The organism is Paraglaciecola psychrophila 170, assembly GCF_000347635.1.
Lineage (GTDB): Bacteria > Pseudomonadota > Gammaproteobacteria > Enterobacterales > Alteromonadaceae > Paraglaciecola > Paraglaciecola psychrophila.
The window spans coordinates 4,274,322-4,291,832 of the sequence record NC_020514.1 but is presented as its reverse complement, the minus strand read 5'-3'; the positions used below and the strand labels follow the sequence as shown (position 1 = coordinate 4,291,832).

14 protein-coding genes and 2 pseudogenes are annotated in these 17,511 nt (G+C 41.9%); 11 read left to right on the top strand and 5 right to left on the bottom strand.

All coding sequences use genetic code 11. The features are described from left to right. Nucleotides 1-133: 133 nt before the first annotated feature. From C427_RS18715 to C427_RS18705, 3 genes are read right to left on the bottom strand one after another with little or no spacing between them, the layout of a single operon-like run. Nucleotides 134-1,111, bottom strand: a complete 978-nt coding sequence (locus tag C427_RS18715; protein ID WP_007640925.1) for an alpha/beta hydrolase — start codon at nucleotides 1,109-1,111, stop codon at nucleotides 134-136. Between the two features lie 58 nt (nucleotides 1,112-1,169). Further along, nucleotides 1,170-1,706 carry an SGNH/GDSL hydrolase family protein gene (locus C427_RS18710; protein ID WP_226991228.1) on the bottom strand — a complete coding sequence of 179 codons (537 nt, stop codon included), beginning with the start codon at nucleotides 1,704-1,706 and terminating at the stop codon, nucleotides 1,170-1,172. Between the two features lie 6 nt (nucleotides 1,707-1,712). Further along, nucleotides 1,713-3,182: a carboxylesterase/lipase family protein gene (locus C427_RS18705; RefSeq protein WP_007640929.1), complete on the bottom strand. Its 1,470-nt coding sequence runs from the start codon at nucleotides 3,180-3,182 to the stop codon at nucleotides 1,713-1,715. 228 nt (nucleotides 3,183-3,410) lie between these two features. Here C427_RS18705 and C427_RS18700 point away from each other — a divergent pair, with 228 nt between their 5' ends. The 8 genes and pseudogenes from C427_RS18700 to C427_RS18665 all read left to right on the top strand — a co-directional run bounded on the left by C427_RS18700 (nucleotide 3,411) and on the right by C427_RS18665 (nucleotide 14,220). Further along, nucleotides 3,411-4,832 carry an MFS transporter gene (locus C427_RS18700; protein ID WP_081589046.1) on the top strand — a complete coding sequence of 474 codons (1,422 nt, stop codon included), beginning with the start codon at nucleotides 3,411-3,413 and terminating at the stop codon, nucleotides 4,830-4,832. Nucleotides 4,833-5,003: 171 nt separating this feature from the next. Next, nucleotides 5,004-7,577, top strand: coding sequence for a TonB-dependent receptor (locus C427_RS18695; protein WP_007640936.1), 2,574 nt, complete (start codon nucleotides 5,004-5,006; stop codon nucleotides 7,575-7,577). Between the two features lie 80 nt (nucleotides 7,578-7,657). Next, nucleotides 7,658-8,350 (top strand): Crp/Fnr family transcriptional regulator, encoded by a 693-nt coding sequence (locus C427_RS18690; RefSeq protein WP_007640938.1) that lies wholly within the window; start codon nucleotides 7,658-7,660, stop codon nucleotides 8,348-8,350. Between the two features lie 163 nt (nucleotides 8,351-8,513). Beyond that, nucleotides 8,514-10,004, top strand: a complete 1,491-nt coding sequence (locus tag C427_RS18685) for a flavin-containing monooxygenase (RefSeq protein WP_007640939.1) — start codon at nucleotides 8,514-8,516, stop codon at nucleotides 10,002-10,004. A gap of 125 nt (nucleotides 10,005-10,129) precedes the next feature. Next, a pseudogene (locus tag C427_RS18680) lies at nucleotides 10,130-10,588 on the top strand (iron-containing alcohol dehydrogenase); the annotation flags it as partial. Continuing rightward, nucleotides 10,589-11,503, top strand: coding sequence for an alpha/beta fold hydrolase (locus C427_RS18675; RefSeq protein WP_007640943.1), 915 nt, complete (start codon nucleotides 10,589-10,591; stop codon nucleotides 11,501-11,503). It begins immediately after the preceding pseudogene. Nucleotides 11,504-11,505: 2 nt separating this feature from the next. Continuing rightward, the gene (locus C427_RS18670; protein ID WP_007640945.1) at nucleotides 11,506-12,342 is read left to right on the top strand and encodes an SDR family NAD(P)-dependent oxidoreductase; all 837 of its coding nucleotides are present in this window, start codon (nucleotides 11,506-11,508) and stop codon (nucleotides 12,340-12,342) included. Nucleotides 12,343-12,414: 72 nt separating this feature from the next. After that, nucleotides 12,415-14,220 (top strand): acyl-CoA dehydrogenase, encoded by a 1,806-nt coding sequence (locus tag C427_RS18665; protein WP_007640947.1) that lies wholly within the window; start codon nucleotides 12,415-12,417, stop codon nucleotides 14,218-14,220. Between the two features lie 273 nt (nucleotides 14,221-14,493). On the opposite strand, the gene C427_RS18660 is transcribed toward C427_RS18665, so the two are convergent. Next, nucleotides 14,494-14,940, bottom strand: coding sequence for an HAD family hydrolase (locus C427_RS18660; protein WP_226991229.1), 447 nt, complete (start codon nucleotides 14,938-14,940; stop codon nucleotides 14,494-14,496). Between the two features lie 229 nt (nucleotides 14,941-15,169). Continuing rightward, nucleotides 15,170-15,340: pseudogene (locus tag C427_RS27795) on the bottom strand (transposase); the annotation flags it as partial. 38 nt (nucleotides 15,341-15,378) lie between these two features. Between C427_RS27795 and C427_RS28880 the strand changes: the two are divergent. From C427_RS28880 to C427_RS18650, 3 genes are read left to right on the top strand one after another with little or no spacing between them, the layout of a single operon-like run. Beyond that, nucleotides 15,379-15,453 carry a hypothetical protein gene (locus C427_RS28880; RefSeq protein ID WP_407636135.1) on the top strand — a complete coding sequence of 25 codons (75 nt, stop codon included), beginning with the start codon at nucleotides 15,379-15,381 and terminating at the stop codon, nucleotides 15,451-15,453. An 8-nt stretch (nucleotides 15,454-15,461) separates the two neighbouring features. Further along, complete coding sequence (locus C427_RS18655) at nucleotides 15,462-15,851, top strand: DNA-binding transcriptional response regulator (protein WP_007640955.1); 390 nt, start codon at nucleotides 15,462-15,464, stop codon at nucleotides 15,849-15,851. Nucleotides 15,852-15,855: 4 nt separating this feature from the next. After that, complete coding sequence (locus C427_RS18650) at nucleotides 15,856-17,238, top strand: sensor histidine kinase (RefSeq protein ID WP_007640960.1); 1,383 nt, start codon at nucleotides 15,856-15,858, stop codon at nucleotides 17,236-17,238. Nucleotides 17,239-17,511 lie beyond the last annotated feature (273 nt).

Below are 17,511 nucleotides of genomic sequence, written 5' to 3'. Positions count from 1 at the left end.
TAATACAAAAAAGATGACAAACTAATTAGTTTGATTATGGACATTTCAGAGTTAAAACGTATGGTTTGTTCATAATCAAACTAGAAAATTAGAAATACATGGATACGAATATTCTGTCATCGTTCAAATCCTACTACTTTAAATATTTGACCAACCAATCAGAGGCTTCTTTAAACGCTGACTTTTGATTGTCCCCTTTGTACAAGTCGTAATGTCCGCCTGGATAGACAATATACTTAGCTTCTAGACGGTCTTTAATACTGTTGTGCAGCAGAACGCCATTTTGAGTACGGTCAAATAACGTTTCATTTTCAGCATCAATTATCAGTGTGGGAACGTTTAACTGGTCGACGTAATTCATCGGGTTAAAGCGTTTCATCGCTGCCCAATTAGGGTAACCCTTAAGCGCAGGGTTTTTAGCCATGCTTGCGTCAGGATAGGGTGGCAGTATGCCTCGTGCGGTTAATGTTTCGATTTTACGGGCCATTTCGGCAGGCATTTCCCGAAGATTATGCACATAATTTACCGGTCCCATCTGATCAACCAATACCTTAATACGGTCATCACTAGCGGCCATTATCATGGCTAATCCGCCACCGAGGCTGGTACCCCATATACCTAGGTTATTAGGCATGACTTGTGGCTCGCCGCCAAGATAATGTAAAGCAGCCCGCACATCGGCTAACATGGAAAATGGTTCAACCACCTTGCGAACATGCGTTACATTGATATCTAGTTTTATGGCTTCTTCGGAATGGGCTAAGGCTTTGGAGGGCAAAATAGGGCCATCACTTTTCCCCCAGCTTTTATAATCAAAAGCGAGCACAATAAAGCCAAGTTCGGCAAAATGAGGACCATAGTTCTTTTTTAAATTCTCCTTACTGCCTCCCCAACCAGGGACCAATAAAATACCCGGTAGCTTTTGGTCAGCGGTTAACCCTTTGGGCTTATAAATGTCAGCAGCCAGACGAACACCTTGACTCCAGACCGTCACTTCTTGGTGATCTACATCCTTGATGCTTGTTGCCGTACTTAGGCTGCTAAAAGTCAATGTTATGCAAAACATCAGTAAAGAAATAAGTGGTGTTGTTTGGTTATTAATATTCAACATAACGATCCTTTGGAAAGTAATTGGTAATCTGTTCTTGGAATTTAATAGGGTCGTACTGCTAATACCCAATCCATTTTTGAATAACAGGTTGGTAAAATTCATTCAGCATTTGGTAGGCCTCTGGGGTTAAGTGCAGGCCGTCATCAGCAAACCATTTGGACTGATTATGAACGGCGTCATTAAATTCAAAATAGTGGTATTGCTTGCCAGCCTGTTGCCGCATATGGGTATTAATCTGTTCGATAATGGGTAATTGTTTGGCTGCTTGTTTCTGTGGACAATTTAGAATTGAAAAATAACCTATTTGAGATTTTGGAAACTGAACAGACAAGTTGGTGATTAAACCATGAAGATTAGCCATAATCTGTTCACTGTTATTGCCAAAAATAAGATCGTTACTACCACAATAAACTAGAATGTGATGAGCATCGGGAATGGTACTCAAATCATGATGTAACCAAAAATCAGTTTTGGAGCTGCGCACGGCCTGGTTCGATATAGAAAGTTGCCCCCATTGAGGTGTGCCCCAAGATTCAAAAATACTGCTTCCAATCATGGAAATATCATATGGCATAGGTAGGGCGTTATTTGTCATAATGGATTAAAATGAGGCCAGCTTTTGATCGCTGACACGGGACCAAAAATCAATGGATTTGGGACTATGCTCAGTCAAGTAACTGTGCTGGTGATCAAACAACATATAGCACATATTTTCTTCGTAACTCGGCCATGGGTTTTCTGTTGTAGCTGGGGTGTCATTATGGGCAAAGGCAGCCCAACTACTTTGAATTTCATGGACTAATTGCGACACTCTTGGTTCCTGCCCGTGGAAATGCGCATCTGTTATGTCAAATACAAACCCTATATCAGCAGCATGGGTGCAGCCAAATTGTTCTTTGGGAGATCGCCTGCCCAGTTTATATCGAAAGGCGCGTCCTCCTGCTTTTATCTGGTTGTCTAGTAGTCGATGGCAGGGTTGTGTAAACCAAAATTCACAATACACCTCACTTAATTGGTTTTGGAAGTTAATTGGGCGATTTCGGCTATTTAGTTGTTCGTTTATTTGTGTCAAACATCTGTCAATTCCCTCAGCATCAATTAATTGTGATATAGAGTCATTCAGTGCTTCTTTTGAAGCTATATCTTGCTGTAATAAAGCAGCAAAAAATGTCCATTCATCAGTATTGGTGCCTGCCATCAATGTAATGTGTTTTGCCTTACCTTGCGCAATAGCCACATGGGGAGGCTGAGGCAATAATTGATTTTCAATCACAGGAGTGAAGGGCAAAATACCAAATTTTTGATAGACATCAGGTCGCGCCAAAAAGTGCGCTTGTATTCTCAGTAATGCGTCACTGCTTAAACTAGGAAGCTGGTCTAGTGTAAAACCTAGCTGATTGGTACTATTGATGAACTCAGCAGCAACCTTATTTGCCTTTTCTACAGAAGAATAAGTATGCCCAGCACCACTTTGTAAAATTGCTTTGTGAAATAGTGTATTCGCCACTGGAGATCCCAACAAACAGGCAATGCTCATGGCGCCAGCTGATTCTCCAAATAGGGTGACGTTATTTTTGTCTCCACCAAAATGATGAATGTTGTTTTGGATCCACCTCAACGCAGTTATTTGATCTCCTAGTCCCTCATTTCCCGTCGATGGAATAACGCCATGACTGAGATCGCAAAGCCGAAGAAACCCTAAACATGCCAATCGATAGCTGATTGATACCACTACCATATTGCCGGCAGTTGCTAATTTTGTGCCGTCGTATTCTGGTAACGATGCACTACCACTTTGAAAACCACCTCCGTGTATCCACACCATTACCGGCAAGTTTTTATCTAAGTCGGGTGTGAAAATATTGAGGTTTAAACACTCTTCGTTTTGCTTAAAAGCAATATTAGGTAACATTGTAATTGGATTGATTGAAGTCAGTTGCGGAGCGACTGGACCAATATTTGCTAACTCTGTTGATACTTTACTTCGCACCTCAGAAGCTTGCCAACGTTTTTCATCGGCTATTGAAGTTGAGTAACAAACGCCTAAAAACTGTTGAATGTTAATGCCCATAAACCCACCAAAAGACTTAATAGAAATAAAACATACCAATAGTTCAAATATCGTGCAAGCAAGATTTTCATATCAAAATTTAGTCTCATCTGATTTGCTAATTAAATGTAAAATTTGTTAAATAATTCTTGTAAGTAAATTTAACATACTGTAAGTTCAAATTTAGAATTGCTGCATCGTAAAAGAATACCAAGCGGCGTAGCTATAAAATTTAATGAGTGAAAATACATGTTGAAGCTAACTTTTTTTACAAAAACAGCTTATGGAGTAGGTCAGATGTCGCAAGGCGTCAAAGATACTGCCTTCCAGTCATTTGTAGTGTTTTATTTCAGTCAGGTATTGGGAATGCCCGCTATTATGGCTGGGTTTGCGGCGTTAATTGCTTTAGTGGTTGATGCCGTTACCGACCCGTTAATGGGGGATATATCTGATAATTGGCATTCGAAGTGGGGACGTCGTCATCCGTTTATGATCGCTGCGGTTATTCCTTTTCCTTTATCTCTATATATGTTGTTTTCACCGCCTGTAGGTCTTGACCCTCAAGGGTTATTTTTGTGGTTATTGGGCTGGTCAATTGTTGTTAGGGTTTTGTTAACAATGTTTAATGTGCCTCACAATGCCTTGGGTGCAGAATTAAGCCAAGACTATCAAGAGCGCACTAAAATAGTCAGTTATCGCACCTTTTTAGGTTTTGTAGGTGGCATCACTCTGTCGGTTGTGGCCCTTAATTCGTTTTTTAAAGCATCAGAAGCCTATCCTAATGGCATGCTAAATGTTGAAGGTTACAGTAGCTTAGGTGCATTAGCGGGGATCATCGCTTTTGTGGCAATGATCCTTTGTATTCTTGGCACCAAACACACTATTCCATACTTACCTAAAGCACCTGAAAATCAAAAGAAAGTAGATTTGAGCCGCAGCTTTAAGGCCTTTGCCGAAGCGCTGAAGTTAAGACCCTTTCGGATTATCTTTACGGTACAGATCATGACAATGATTGCTGGTGGGGCAGGGGCAACCTTCATGTTATATATCGGCAGTTACTTTTTTGAACTATCCACGGCTGAAATATCTTTATTAACGCTGACCATAATAGTGGGCTTAATACCGGCATCTATTATTGCCCCAGTATTGTCTAAACGTATTGATAAAATGCCCAGCTTGGTTGCCTGCTTACTGGTGGCAACAATCTTTAGTTTTAGCCCTATATATTTACGTTTGTTAAGCGTTATGCCTGAAAACGGCTCTCCGTTAATTATGCCAATACTTTTTGCGACTTATGTAGTTGGTTATAGCTTCTTTATTGCTGCAGGCATAGTCATCGGCTCTATGTTGGCAGATATTGCTGACTTACATGCAAGCAATACAGGTAAACGTCAGGAAGGTCTATTTTTTGCGGCCAATTCGTTTGCTCAAAAAGCCACTTTCGGACTAGGTACTTTGTTTGCTGGCATCGGGCTCGACCTGATCGCTTTTCCAAAACAGGTGGATGTATCGATGGTCACTGAGCAAACCATTTTCAACTTAGGTTTAATTGCAGGGCCTTTGCCCTTTGTGATTTATCTCATCGCTGCGTATATCGCCACAAAATACGATTTAAACAAAACACGACATGCAGAAATTTCTGACCAACTTTCGGCACAAAAAACCACATAAATAACTACACAAAGAATTACACAAAGTGCTGCACAAATGACTGTGCGAAGAGCTACACAAAGAGCTGCACAAATAACTGTGCAAAGAACTACACAAATGGCCCCGCAAAGAAGCTAAGCCAACTGACTTAACACTGAAATCTAAACATAATTAAAAAGACGGGGAAACACTATGGTCCTGAATACTCATAAACACACTGCTTTTAATCACATAGCTTTTAATCAAATCACCTTTAAACTTACTCCTTTATCCTTTGCATTGATTTGTATTAGTACAAGTTCAATGGTCTTGGCCCAAGAAGCTGCCACAGCAAATGAATCATCAGGCATAGAAGTGATTCAAATTACCTCCACAAAACGTGTCACATCACTGATGGAAACAGGTCAAGCGGTCAGTGCATTTAGTGAAGAAAGCATGGCGCAGATGAATATCGATGGTAGCCAAGATTTGGTGCAATATTCTCCTTCATTAATTATTTCTTCTAGCAGAATATCTATACGAGGGGTGGGACGACCTAACACTGCCCTAGGCTCTGACCCAGGTGTTGGTATATATACCGATGGTGTGTATAACACCGAAAACGGTATTTTTGATTATTGTAATTTTTGTGACATAGAGCGTATTGAAGTGCTGCGAGGGCCTCAAGGTACGTTGTATGGCAGAAATGCTGTTGGCGGCGCAATCAATGTCATCAGTAAAGAGCCTCAAAGAGAATTGGGCGGTTACGTTAACTTGGAAGCGGGTAATGATGGTTATTTAGTGACGCAAGGTCAAGTAACTGGGCCACTTGGCGAAACATTTTCAGCTATCGCTACTTTGTCTAAAATGGAACGTGATGCACTGCAAGAAAACCTAGCGGCCGATGTTGGCGACTTGGATAACAGAGACCGAACCTATTATTCAGTCACCTTAAAAGCGGATTGGACTGAAAACTTCACCAGCACGTTACGCTACATGAATTATGATCGCAGCGAAAACCCGTCACCTGGTTATTTAGGGGATGCATACCCTACAGACTTTGTGAATCTTGGTGAGGGTCCTTTACCTGGAATTTTTACCGGTTCAAATGCGCTTAATCATGTGTCAGGATACTCAATTGCCAATCCGGCAGTGAATGATATTAATCAAACCAATGTTGATACATTAGGTCAACAAGATGTCGAAACAAAACGCTTAACCTTTATCAGCACACTGACATTAGACGATTTAGAATTTAAATATACTTACGGTGATAATGAGTTTACTTATGACTCTATTGCTGATGGTGATGTGTCAAATGCCGCTTTTGGAGGCATGAATTTTTCGGAAATGTTCAGACAAATAACCACATTGGTTGGCATACCAGGTGGGGTTTATTTACCCAACCCATTAACTGGCGCACCTATTACACTTGCATCAGACATGACCGCTAGTGTTATTCAATCAGGTGAGTTCACATCTCATGAATTACAGATGGTATCCAACTATGATGGTGCCTTAAACTTTATTGCTGGTGTGTACTATTTTAATAGTGAAGAGAGTCAATATAGCGACTTTGTAGAGCGTGGTTTCGGGCTAATGCAGGGCGATGCTATTGCCGCTAATTATGGTGGTTTACCCGCTGAACTTGGTTTACCAGCAGACAGTGGTACGTTCCTAGGTTTCCCCGGTTTTCAGCCTGGTCTGTATCAGTTTTATTCCTCATTAATTGGCGCGCCGTTTGAAGCGACGTCTAATGGTGATGGTGGCTTTTTATACTATGGACAAAATGAACTAGAAACGACTGCTACTGCCTTATATGGTCAACTAGAATACGAGGTCAACGATGCACTCGCTTTAACTGCAGGTCTGCGTTATTCAAACGATGAAAAAACGGGGTCAGATGATGTGTTCGCTTACTTATCGGTGCCTAAAAATCAGCATCTAGTAGATGACAGTTGGAACAAAGTCACTTGGCGTTTACAGGCTGATTGGAACGTTGACAAAGATACGTTTGTTTATGGTTATATATCTACCGGATATCGCTCTGGTGGTTTCAACCTTGGTGCTGCATCAGCCGCGCCAGTCGATGTAGTTGACCCAGAAGAGTTAACTGCGTTTGAAGTAGGCTACAAAAAATCGTTATATGACAATAATGTTAACCTGTCTTTAGCGGCTTATTATTATGATTACGTTGACCTGCAAGTGCTTTCAACGGTAACTGAAGGAGGGGTAACTACCGCCGCTTTTGATAATGCAGCACAAGCCACCGTCATGGGTTTTGAGGTTGAATTACAGGCTTGGTTGACTTCAGACTTACGTCTTATGACCACCTATTCCTATACCGATTCAGAATACGATGATTATACAGCCGTCGATTCCACCGCCTGTGCCATTTTAGGTGAATGTGATATTCAGGACTTATCAGGAAATAAATTGAATATGGCACCCGAAAACAAATTTTCAGTGTCTGCCACTCAATTCTTTGAATTGGATGACATGGGCACAGTATTGTTAACGGCTGGTTATTCATATGTGGGTGAACAATACTCTCGGTCTTTTAATCGCAGTGACTGGGATCAAGTCGACAGTTATGACCGTATCGATGCTCGCCTAAGCTGGACATCTGAAAGTGAAGCGTTTGAGGTGGCCGCCTTTGTGAGAAATGCCGCTGATGAACGCGATATTTTACGTTACACAACCCCTTCTACAGTGACACGTTTGCAGAATGTCGAGCTGTCTGATCCCATCTCTTATGGTTTGCAAGTTCGTTATAGCTTTTATTAATACATAGCGTTTCAAGAGAGCCCGTTTGTAGGGCTCTCTTATCAACTATTTATCAGTAAAAACCACACCTTGGCTTAAGTATGAATTTTGAAACTGTCATCAGGCAATGTGCCTGGTTCAATGGTGCACCTGACTCTGCCTTTGAGACATTAATCGAAGCGGCAAGATTAAAGCGTTTCGAGCAAAAAAAGTATTTGTATCGATTGGGCGAAGAAGGAGAGTTTGTTTACGGTGTGGTATCGGGGTTTGTGCGTATAAAGATTAGCAGTATTCACGGACAAGAGTTTGCGATAACGGAGTTTTCATGTAACGCGTGGCTAGGAGAATTTACCCTAACCAACCAGCCAGCTCGGATGTTTGAAGCGCAAGTGCTGGATAACTCAAGCATCATTCAAATACCCAAACGAGTCGTAAAAACACTGGCTGAAGAATACCCTGTTATTTATCAATATTTGTTTTTGGCACAAGCCGAAAAAACCTTACAAATGTGTGAATTGTTGGGTGGCATGTTGTTCTATCCGCTTGCTGCTAGGTTAGCTGGAAGGCTGCAATGGTTTGCCCAACATTATGGGATACAAACTGATGAAGGCATTTTGATTGATAAGAAAATGACTCAGCAAGAATTGGCTGAACTGGCTCGTGGTTCGCGTCAAAGAGTGAACAAAATAGTGAAAGAGTTTGAAGATGAAGGCATTTTGATTCTGACTGGTCAGAAATATTTGGTCAAAAATATGTTGGCATTAAAAGCTAAAACACAGCTCAAAAATGAATAAACGTTTTTGCAAAGCAGACCTCGAAATTGTCACCTAGGAGACAGTTGGCCTTAGGTTTTAGCTGTAATTTATCAATACTCCAGTATTGGCAAGTAGAGCTTGGCTCCGAGGCTCGGCTTCCGAAATAATATTAGAAGAATAGATTAAAGAATTAGGTGATTTTATGAATGCGGTTAACAACAGTGTCAATAACATCGAACATTTTGATGTGCTGGTAGTCGGTGCAGGTTTATCAGGAATAGGTTCGGCTTACCATTTAAAAACACAACTGCCAGACAAAAGTTTTTGTGTACTGGATGGCATGGAAAGTTTCGGCGGTACTTGGCTAACGCATAACTATCCTGGCGTTCGGTCTGATAGTGACTTATTCACTTTTGGCTATCGATTTAAACCTTGGACCGGGTCTCCGATTGCTAAAGGTGCTGAAATTTTGAATTACATGCGCGAAGTCATCGCTGACAATCATATAGATCAGCACATTCGCTACAATCATCATGTGCTTGGTGCAAGTTGGGACAGTGTGAGCCAACTCTGGACCATTACTGCATTTAAAAAAGACAGCAAAGAAACCGTCCTCATTACCGCTAACTTTTTATGGATGTGCCAAGGCTATTATAATCACGAAAAAGGCTATACCCCTGATTGGAAGGGTAGAGATGATTACCAAGGCTTACTAGTGCATCCACAGGATTGGCCAAAGGATTTAAATTATAAAGACAAAAAGGTAGTCATCATTGGTTCCGGTGCCACTGCTGCTACTTTAGCACCTAATATTGCAGAAGATTGTGAACATGTGACATTGCTACAGCGTTCTCCGACCTATTTTATTCCAAGGCCAAACAACAACCCGTTAACGGATCAATTACGTGATATCGGGGTTGACGATGCATGGATACACGAAATAACGCGTAAGCAGTTACTTCAAGAGCAGGCCGGTTTTATTCAACTGTCTACCCAATATCCAAATGAAGTCAAAAAAGGCCTGATTGATGGGGTGGCAGCACTTCTGGATGATGATTTTGATGTGGAAAAACACTTTACTCCCAAGTATGCCCCTTGGAGACAACGTATAGCCGTTGTGCCTGAAGGCGATATCTTTGCTGGCATTCGCTCAGGTAAAGTGGACGTTAAAACAGATCAGATTGAGTGTTTTAACGAAACGGGGATTGCGCTGCAGTCGGGCGAACAACTTGACGCTGATATTATTATTTCAGCCACAGGATTTAACCTATCGGTGTTAGGCGGGATTGAATTTTCGGTTGATGGTCAAATAGTCGATTTTTCAGAAAAAGTGGGATACCGAGGCATGATGTTTACCGATGTACCTAATATGGTTTGGGTGATGGGGTATTTTCGTGCAAGTTGGACCTTACGTGTCGATTTAATTGGTGACTTTATATGTCGATTGTTAACACATATGGATCAAAAACAGGTCAAACAACTCACTATGACTTTACGTGATGAAGATGCAGACATGGAGTTGTTACCGTGGATCGATACCGAAGAATTTAACCCTGGTTATATGCTGCGTTCGTTACATTTAATGCCCAAACGCGGCAGCAAAGTAGATTGGCAACATACTCAAGATTATTGGTCAGAAAAAGACACGCTACCTTCAGTCAATTTAGACGACAAACTGTTTGTGTATAAGTAACTATCCATGAAGCCATTTGTTTTCTCGACCACTAAATCAATCATTAGCGAAATATGTGCGGTTAATCGAATTGTCGAAATTTGTGAGACTCTCGACATTTCGAAACCTTTAATAGTGACAACGTTGAGGCGCGTCAAGCGATGTTGCTAGGGTCGTGTTTAACCGGTCAAGCATTTGCCAATGCGCCTGTCGCGGCAGTTCACGCATTAGCGTATCCATTGGGTGGGCACTTTCATATTCCCCATGTTTTGAGTCATGCTTTAGTGCTAATTCATGTGATGAATTTCAACTTAAGTCACTGCGCCAATTTATATGCTGAACTTGCTCCTGTTATTAGTGACGCCATCGACCTCGATGGAAATGATGTGGAAGTAGCCAAGGCACGTGTAGATTTTTTATCGAGTTTAATAAAACAACTTAAATTGCCTACCTCTCTAGTAGAAGTGGGGACTGCAGAGAGTGACATTAATAACTTAGCAAAAGACACCATGTTACACACACGTTTATTAGTCAACAACCCAAAACCAGTGACGCTAGAAGACGTAGTACACATCTATCAGCAAGCACATCAAGGAACTGACTAAATGAGTAACCATTTACAGCAGGAACAGATAGTTAAAGTCAACGGGGTCGATATTGCATATCAACTTCATGGCAGTTCAAAATACCCGACACTATTGCTTATTCATGGTTTGAGCACTCCGTTAACTGGCTGGCCTATGACAATGGTTGAAGCTTTTGTTGCCGCCAATTTTCAAGTGTTACTTTTAGACAATCGTGATGTTGGATGTTCTGAGCAACTTGACCATTTACCTATTCCTAATATGGCGTGGGTCATCACTAAATTAAAACTAGGGCTTTCAATAAAAGCGCCTTATCAGTTAGAAGATATGATGCGAGATGTCATCGGACTATTGGATGTACTTAACTTAGCTGAGGTGCACGTAGTGGGGGTGTCAATGGGCGGAATGATTGCGCAATTATTGGCAATCCATCACCCACAACGAGTGAGAACGTTAACTTCTATTATGTCCACTACTGGATATAAAAAGTTACCTCCAATTGAAAAGAATATTCGCGAAGCTTTTGCTCAAACACCGGATACAAAAGAATACCAAGATCGCAAGGCTTACCACGTTAAAAAGTGGCAGGTTATTGGCAGTCCTGACTATCCTACTCCTGATGAAGACATAGACTTGTATGTCGACGGTATGTTGCAGCGAGGCATCACTGCAACAGGCACAATGCGACAAGTGTTAGCAATAATGGCCGCCAGTAATAGAGAAAAAGCATTATCTAAACTGACTATGCCAAGTTTAGTGATCCACGGAGACAGTGATGGCTTGGTCAATGTAGCCGGTGGTAAAGCCACAGCTAATGCCATCCCCAACGCCAAATTAAAGATTTATCCAGGCATGGGGCATGATTTCCCTGCTGAATTGATACCGATCATAGTCGACGACATTATCGACCATGCCAATACGAATGTAAGTGAGTAAACATGATGCAATATCTAGGAACAGTAGCAGTTGTAACCGGCGCAGCGTCGGGAATTGGCAAAGCCCTAGCACTCAAATTGGCTGATAAAGGCTGCCACTTAGCCTTGGCTGATAAAGATTTGCATGGTTTAGAAACACTACAACAGCAAATTGAGGTGTTAGGTGTTGAATGTTTTATAGCAAGTCTTGATGTATCAGACAATCAAGCCTTCATCACATTTGCGCAACAGGTTAATGACAAGTTCACTCGCGTCGATATGTTGTTTAACAACGCTGGCGTGAGCTTAATTGATTCGGTTGAAAACCAAAGCCTTGAAGATTTTCATTGGTTAATGAATATTAATTTTTGGGGAGTAGTGCATGGCACAAATGCGTTTTTACCTTATTTGAAAACCTCGTCTAGTGCCCACATCGTCAATATATCAAGTCTATTCGGTTTGCTTTCTTTGCCATTACAAAGCGCCTATAACGCATCCAAATATGCGGTTAGAGGATTCACCGAAGCGTTAAAAATGGAAATGGCTGGCAGTAACATAGCTGTGCATTGTGTTCATCCTGGCGGGATTAAAACTAACATTACCAACAATGCCAAAGTATCTACTAACGCTATTCAAAAGAGTCAGCTGATTGCTGATTTTAATAAACAAGCCAAAACCACGTCTGAGCAGGCTGCCGATATAATATTAACGGGAATGGGAAAAAAGCAGCGCCGTATTCTAGTGGGAGGCGATGCAAAATTACTTGACTGTATTGCAAGGTGGTTCCCGTCTAGTTATGAAAAACTTCTCGGTTTTGAAAAAGGCGTGATTAATAAACGTAAAGCATTACTAAACAAATAAAGGCACGCCTTTAACACCAACATATTTTACTTATTTAAACTTTTACCGCTCCAACTGTTAGAGGATCTATACATGCCAGCACCTATTGTAAGTCGTAGAGATATTGAATTCTTTTTATATGAGATGTTTGATATCGAATCTTTAACCACCCGTGAACGTTATCAAGATCATGATCGTGAAAGTTTTGATGCTGCAATCGATATTGCACAGGCCATAGCCGAAAAATACTATTTACCCATTCAGTCAAAAGTAGACCGTAACGAGCCCACATTCGATGGCAATAAAGTCCATATTATCCCTGAGATTAAAGCAGGTCTTGATGCAGTTATTGCAGCTGGGCTAACAGCACCTACAACCGATTACGAAATGGGTGGCATGCAACTACCGCAGATTGCCGCAAGTGGCGCGTTTGCCTACCTGTCAGCAGCGGCAAGCACCAGTCTTGGTTATCTTTCACTGACGCATGCCAACTGTAATTTGATTGAAGCCTATGGCTCGCCTGAACAAATTGAAAAATGGGTTACCCCGCAGCGCGAAGGGCGTTTTTTTGGCACCATGGCAATGACCGAGCCAGGAGCGGGTTCTGGTCTGGGTGACCTAACCACCTTCGCCACTAAAGAAGAAGACGGCACTTATCGAGTCAAAGGTAATAAGATTTGGATATCGGGTGGCGATCACGATTTATCTGAAAATATTGTTCATTTAGTATTAGCTAGAGTGAAAGGTGCAGCTAGAGGGGTGAAAGGGATTTCATTATTTATTGTGCCTAAATTTTTGGTCAATAATGATGGGACTGTTGGCCAGCGTAATGAAGTGGCTTTGGCCGGTTTGTTTCATAAAATGGGAGGGCGAGGGCATACGTCAACGGCTCTAAGTTTTGGTGAACAAGACGGTGCTGTGGCCTACTTAGTTGGCGAAGAGAATAAAGGCTTGATGTACATGTTCCATATGATGAACGAAGCCCGAATTTTAGTGGGGACCGGCGCAGCGTTAACTGCGTTAACTGGTTTTCAATATTCCCTGGACTATGCCAAAGGTCGTCCTCAAGGTCGTTTGCTGTCTTCAAAAGATCCGTTAGCGCCTCCAGTCAACATTATTGAACATCCCGATGTTAGGCGAATGCTCCTTACCCAAAAGGCTTATTCTGAGGGGGCATATGCATTGTGTTTATACGGACATCAACTTGCTGATGATGAAAAAACTGCGCCCACAGAAAGCGAGAAAAAACACGCATCCACCATACTCAATTTTTTAACCCCGATTATTAAAAGTTGGCCGTCAGAATGGGGGCCTAAATCCAACGATTTGGCCATTCAAGTATTAGGTGGGCACGGTTATGTTAACGAACACCCCGTCGAGATGTTTTATCGCGACAATCGACTCAACCCCATTCATGAGGGCACGACTGGCATTCAGTCGTTAGACTTACTTTGCCGAAAAGTACCGATGAATGATTTTAAGGGGTATCAGGCGTTCTTAACCGAAATGTACGACACGGTTGATAGTGCTCAATCCCATGAAAAGTTGCAGTTGTATGCGCAACAGTTGAAAGATACTTTAGATAATCTTAAAGCAGTGACTACCGCTGTATTGGACGCATCTAAGACTCAAAATATTGATATGGTCTTCTCTAATTCGGTCAGTTATCTGAATATGTTTGGCCACATCACTATTGCATGGTTATGGTTAAGACAAGCTGAGGTCGCTTCAAAGGCGCTTGATAAAACACCTCATAGTGACGATGAAAAGTTCTATAACGGTAAAATTCAAGCCATGAAGTATTTCTTCAATAGTGAGCTACCTCTTACCTACCATTGGGGAAATCTGGTGAAAAATATAGACAGTGCGAGCTTTGATACACATCCAGATTGGCTATGATATTCATCTAAATAATGCTGGAGAATGTAAGTGCGAAAATGTGGGAGATGCATGATGAGAGTTCACTATCCAACATTACCCATAAAAAGGCTTATCGAAAGATAAGCTTTTTTTTGTGGCGCTGCCCCAAACCAATGAACTCAATCTTGATCAGGTTTGTCACGCTTGGTGTATTTAAGCAGGCTTTTTTTAAGGTGCCTTTTATAGTTTCAAATTTTGTTTTTATGCTAAGGCGGTGCGAGCGTTTAAGGCACATGGCATCGATCGAGACGGTTAATTCGGTTTGATTGGTTCGGGATAAATCACCTTCCAGTCTTTGCGCATATCAACAATTCCCCACTTATTTTCGGCTGCTTTATCTAGTCCTTTATCGAGCTTTCCAATTTCAGATTGTCGGTCATAAGCCCATTCCCGTTTTTTGTCAGTATGGTGGATCAACATACTAAGGCGAGCCCCCTTACCTTTCGATACGTATTCTAACATGTGCATGTCGCCATCTGAGTTACCAAATGCAGCGATTGGACGGCGTCCAATGTGGGTATTTATGGCGATCACTTTGTGACTGTTGTTGTTATAGAAATCCATTTCAGGGTGACGAACAATCACCATTTTATTATTGTGTAATGCGTAGGTTCTTTTTATGGGACCTGCGGGGTCAGGTTTGTTGAAAGTAGTCGGAATTGAATAAACGGAATTATGAATTAGACTTTGTATACTCAAAGAAGACTTAAACTAGACACCCAAAGTAATAAAGCACCCAATTTCAACGTAATCAACAAGCACAAATTATTGGATATCAGCTCACTATTTATGTTTTAAAGTGAGAAATGCGACTTATTTGGAATTAAAGTAGATGAATGCTTTGAAATGTGTCGCTCAATTCAAATTGCAGACAGTAGGAATCAACACATTTTGTGTCAGTAACTTTGACTATATATGGGGTTGTAATTCAAGCGGATTGAAGTAAAGCCCTGGCCTTTGCCATCCCCCGTATACGTTGATGGTTTGTGTGATGTTTGAATTGTTGCAGCATATGTTCACTGCCTACGACGGTGCTGAAGTGTTGTTCGAACTCAGTAGTGAGAGTCAACCATTGCTCAGTATCTAGGCCAAGGGACTGGTCTAGGGCTGTCTGTCAGTTACGGCATTGTCCGAGATATGAAGGGCAAAATTGTTGCTGAGAATATCGATGATGGAGCCCGGTTTACAATCACGCTGCCGATGTTTAGTTAGCATTAGTTATGAGAGGGAGATGCGCTATCTCAATCAAGATCCTTGTCGATGATGAAGATTTCATTTCTAAAAAAACGTTAGAAACGTTAACTGATGATGGTTGCGTGTGCATTGGCGCTAGCGACGTCAAAACTACAGTTGAATTGGTCAGCACTGCAGCGGCCGTCATCTTTGTCGTTTTCGATTTAAATACGCCGAATAAAACCGGTTCCGACTTAATCAAGGCGGTTAAAACTAGGGAGGGACAAAAGATAAAGTTTATTGTAGTGTTACAGAACGCCACTCCTAAAGTTGAAGGGAACGGCATAGATATCGCGTCATATCCTTTTTTGAAAATATCGTTGGATATTGATGGCCTGATAGACACAGTTGCCTCTGTGCTGGAGGTAAGGGAATAAAATTATGATGACAAATATCTCATCCCTGAAAGTATGGCTGGTCACGATTGCTCAAATAAAGTACCAAGCAAAATATGCCTTGGTAGGTACAATTTTCGGGTGTCTTTTTCTCGCAGTGTCGTGGGCTATTGATCTGTTTAGCTCAGGCTTAATGCCAACAATTGCTAACATTATTCTGATACATTTAGATAATCCAATCATTTATATTGTTGATACGGCTCCGCTTGTATTGGGTTCCACCTTCTATTATCTCGGTACTGTGCATGCTCGCCTCGACGCGGAAGCTAAAAGTCAGCGGGACAGTGGTGCTCGATTTAGGGCACTGATGGATTCCGCTTTTGACGCTATTATTATTATTAATGCACAGGGCGCAGTGATGGATTTTAATGCAGCCGCTGAAGGAATTTTTGGCTACCAAAGGCGGCAGGTTCTTGGTATCGATCTAGCGGATCTGATTATCCCGCATCGTTATCGTGAAGCGCATGGTCAAGGTTTAAAGATGTTTCTTAAAACAGGTAAAGGGCCGCTGATTGGCCAGCGTTTTGAAATAGAGGCTTTGCATCATGATGGACATGAATTTCCGGTCGAGGTGGCTGTTGAAAAATACGAAGTCGTAACAGGGACGGAAAAAAAAGCTGCGTTCGTCGGGTTCATCCGTAATATTAGCGAGCGCAAGGAAGCTGCTGCCAATCTTATCCAATCTTCCAAGCTGGCAACATTAGGAGAAATGGCGACGTCAGTCGCCCATGAATTGAACCAGCCGCTGAACGTGATTCGTATGGCCGCCGGGAATAGCCGCCGAAAAATGTCTGAAGGTATTGCTGACGCTGAATACCTCAATGATAAGCTGCTGCGTATTGAGGAACAGACCGCACGAGCGGCGACAATTATCGATCACATGCGGATGTTCGGGCGCCAGGCGACAGAACTTCCTGAATCTATTGATCCTCGAGTTGTGGTGGTTAATGCACTTGATCTTGTGAGTGAGCAATTGAGATTGGCTGGAATTGAGGTTATGACCGCGCTGGCGGAAGATTGTGCGTATGTTTTGGGCCACGCCATTCAAATGGAGCAAGTCATTTTGAACCTCCTCACTAATGCCCGAGATGCCATAGATGAAAGCGAAGATCAGGCGAAAATCACATTGCGAGTATTTGAAGGCGATAAAGTTGTCCATATTACAGTCCAGGACACTGGCGGGGGTATTCCCAGCGATGTTTTGCACCGCATCTTCGAGCCGTTCTTCACGACCAAGGAAATGGGCAAAGGAACGGGTTTGGGGCTGTCTGTCAGTTACGGCATTGTCCGTGATATGAAGGGAACGATTATCGCTGAGAATATCGATGATGGTGCTCGGTTCACAATTACATTACCGATGTTTAGTTAATCTCGATTTTTAGAAGGAGAAGCGCCGCGTCGATTAAGATCCTTGTTGTTGATGATGATGAAATTATTGTTGAAGAAGCGTCAGAAACGTTAACTGCTTAAGGTTACCAGTGTTTTGGAGTTAGCAGCGTCGGAGCTGCCGTTGAACTAGTCAGCACCGCGGTGAGCATCGAGTTTATCATCACAGATTTAAAAAGCTGCACAGGATAGAATTATAAAGTTATAAAGACACCCATCGTAATGAATTGCAAAACCATTTTTTTGGCTACTCGTT

Excerpts from the sequence above, each read along its gene's own strand:
- C427_RS18665 (WP_007640947.1), top strand. The coding sequence starts at position 12,415 with ATGCCAGCACCTATTGTAAGTCGTAGAGATATTGAATTCTTTTTATAT.
- C427_RS18650 (WP_007640960.1), top strand. The coding sequence starts at position 15,856 with ATGATGACAAATATCTCATCCCTGAAAGTATGGCTGGTCACGATTGCT.
- C427_RS18705 (WP_007640929.1), bottom strand. The coding sequence starts at position 3,182 with ATGGGCATTAACATTCAACAGTTTTTAGGCGTTTGTTACTCAACTTCA.
- C427_RS18710 (WP_226991228.1), bottom strand. The coding sequence starts at position 1,706 with ATGACAAATAACGCCCTACCTATGCCATATGATATTTCCATGATTGGA.
- C427_RS18700 (WP_081589046.1), top strand. The coding sequence starts at position 3,411 with ATGTTGAAGCTAACTTTTTTTACAAAAACAGCTTATGGAGTAGGTCAG.
- C427_RS18655 (WP_007640955.1), top strand. The coding sequence starts at position 15,462 with ATGAGAGGGAGATGCGCTATCTCAATCAAGATCCTTGTCGATGATGAA.
- C427_RS18715 (WP_007640925.1), bottom strand. The coding sequence starts at position 1,111 with ATGTTGAATATTAATAACCAAACAACACCACTTATTTCTTTACTGATG.
- C427_RS18675 (WP_007640943.1), top strand. The coding sequence starts at position 10,589 with ATGAGTAACCATTTACAGCAGGAACAGATAGTTAAAGTCAACGGGGTC.
- C427_RS18690 (WP_007640938.1), top strand. The coding sequence starts at position 7,658 with ATGAATTTTGAAACTGTCATCAGGCAATGTGCCTGGTTCAATGGTGCA.
- C427_RS18685 (WP_007640939.1), top strand. The coding sequence starts at position 8,514 with ATGAATGCGGTTAACAACAGTGTCAATAACATCGAACATTTTGATGTG.
- C427_RS18695 (WP_007640936.1), top strand. The coding sequence starts at position 5,004 with ATGGTCCTGAATACTCATAAACACACTGCTTTTAATCACATAGCTTTT.
- C427_RS18670 (WP_007640945.1), top strand. The coding sequence starts at position 11,506 with ATGATGCAATATCTAGGAACAGTAGCAGTTGTAACCGGCGCAGCGTCG.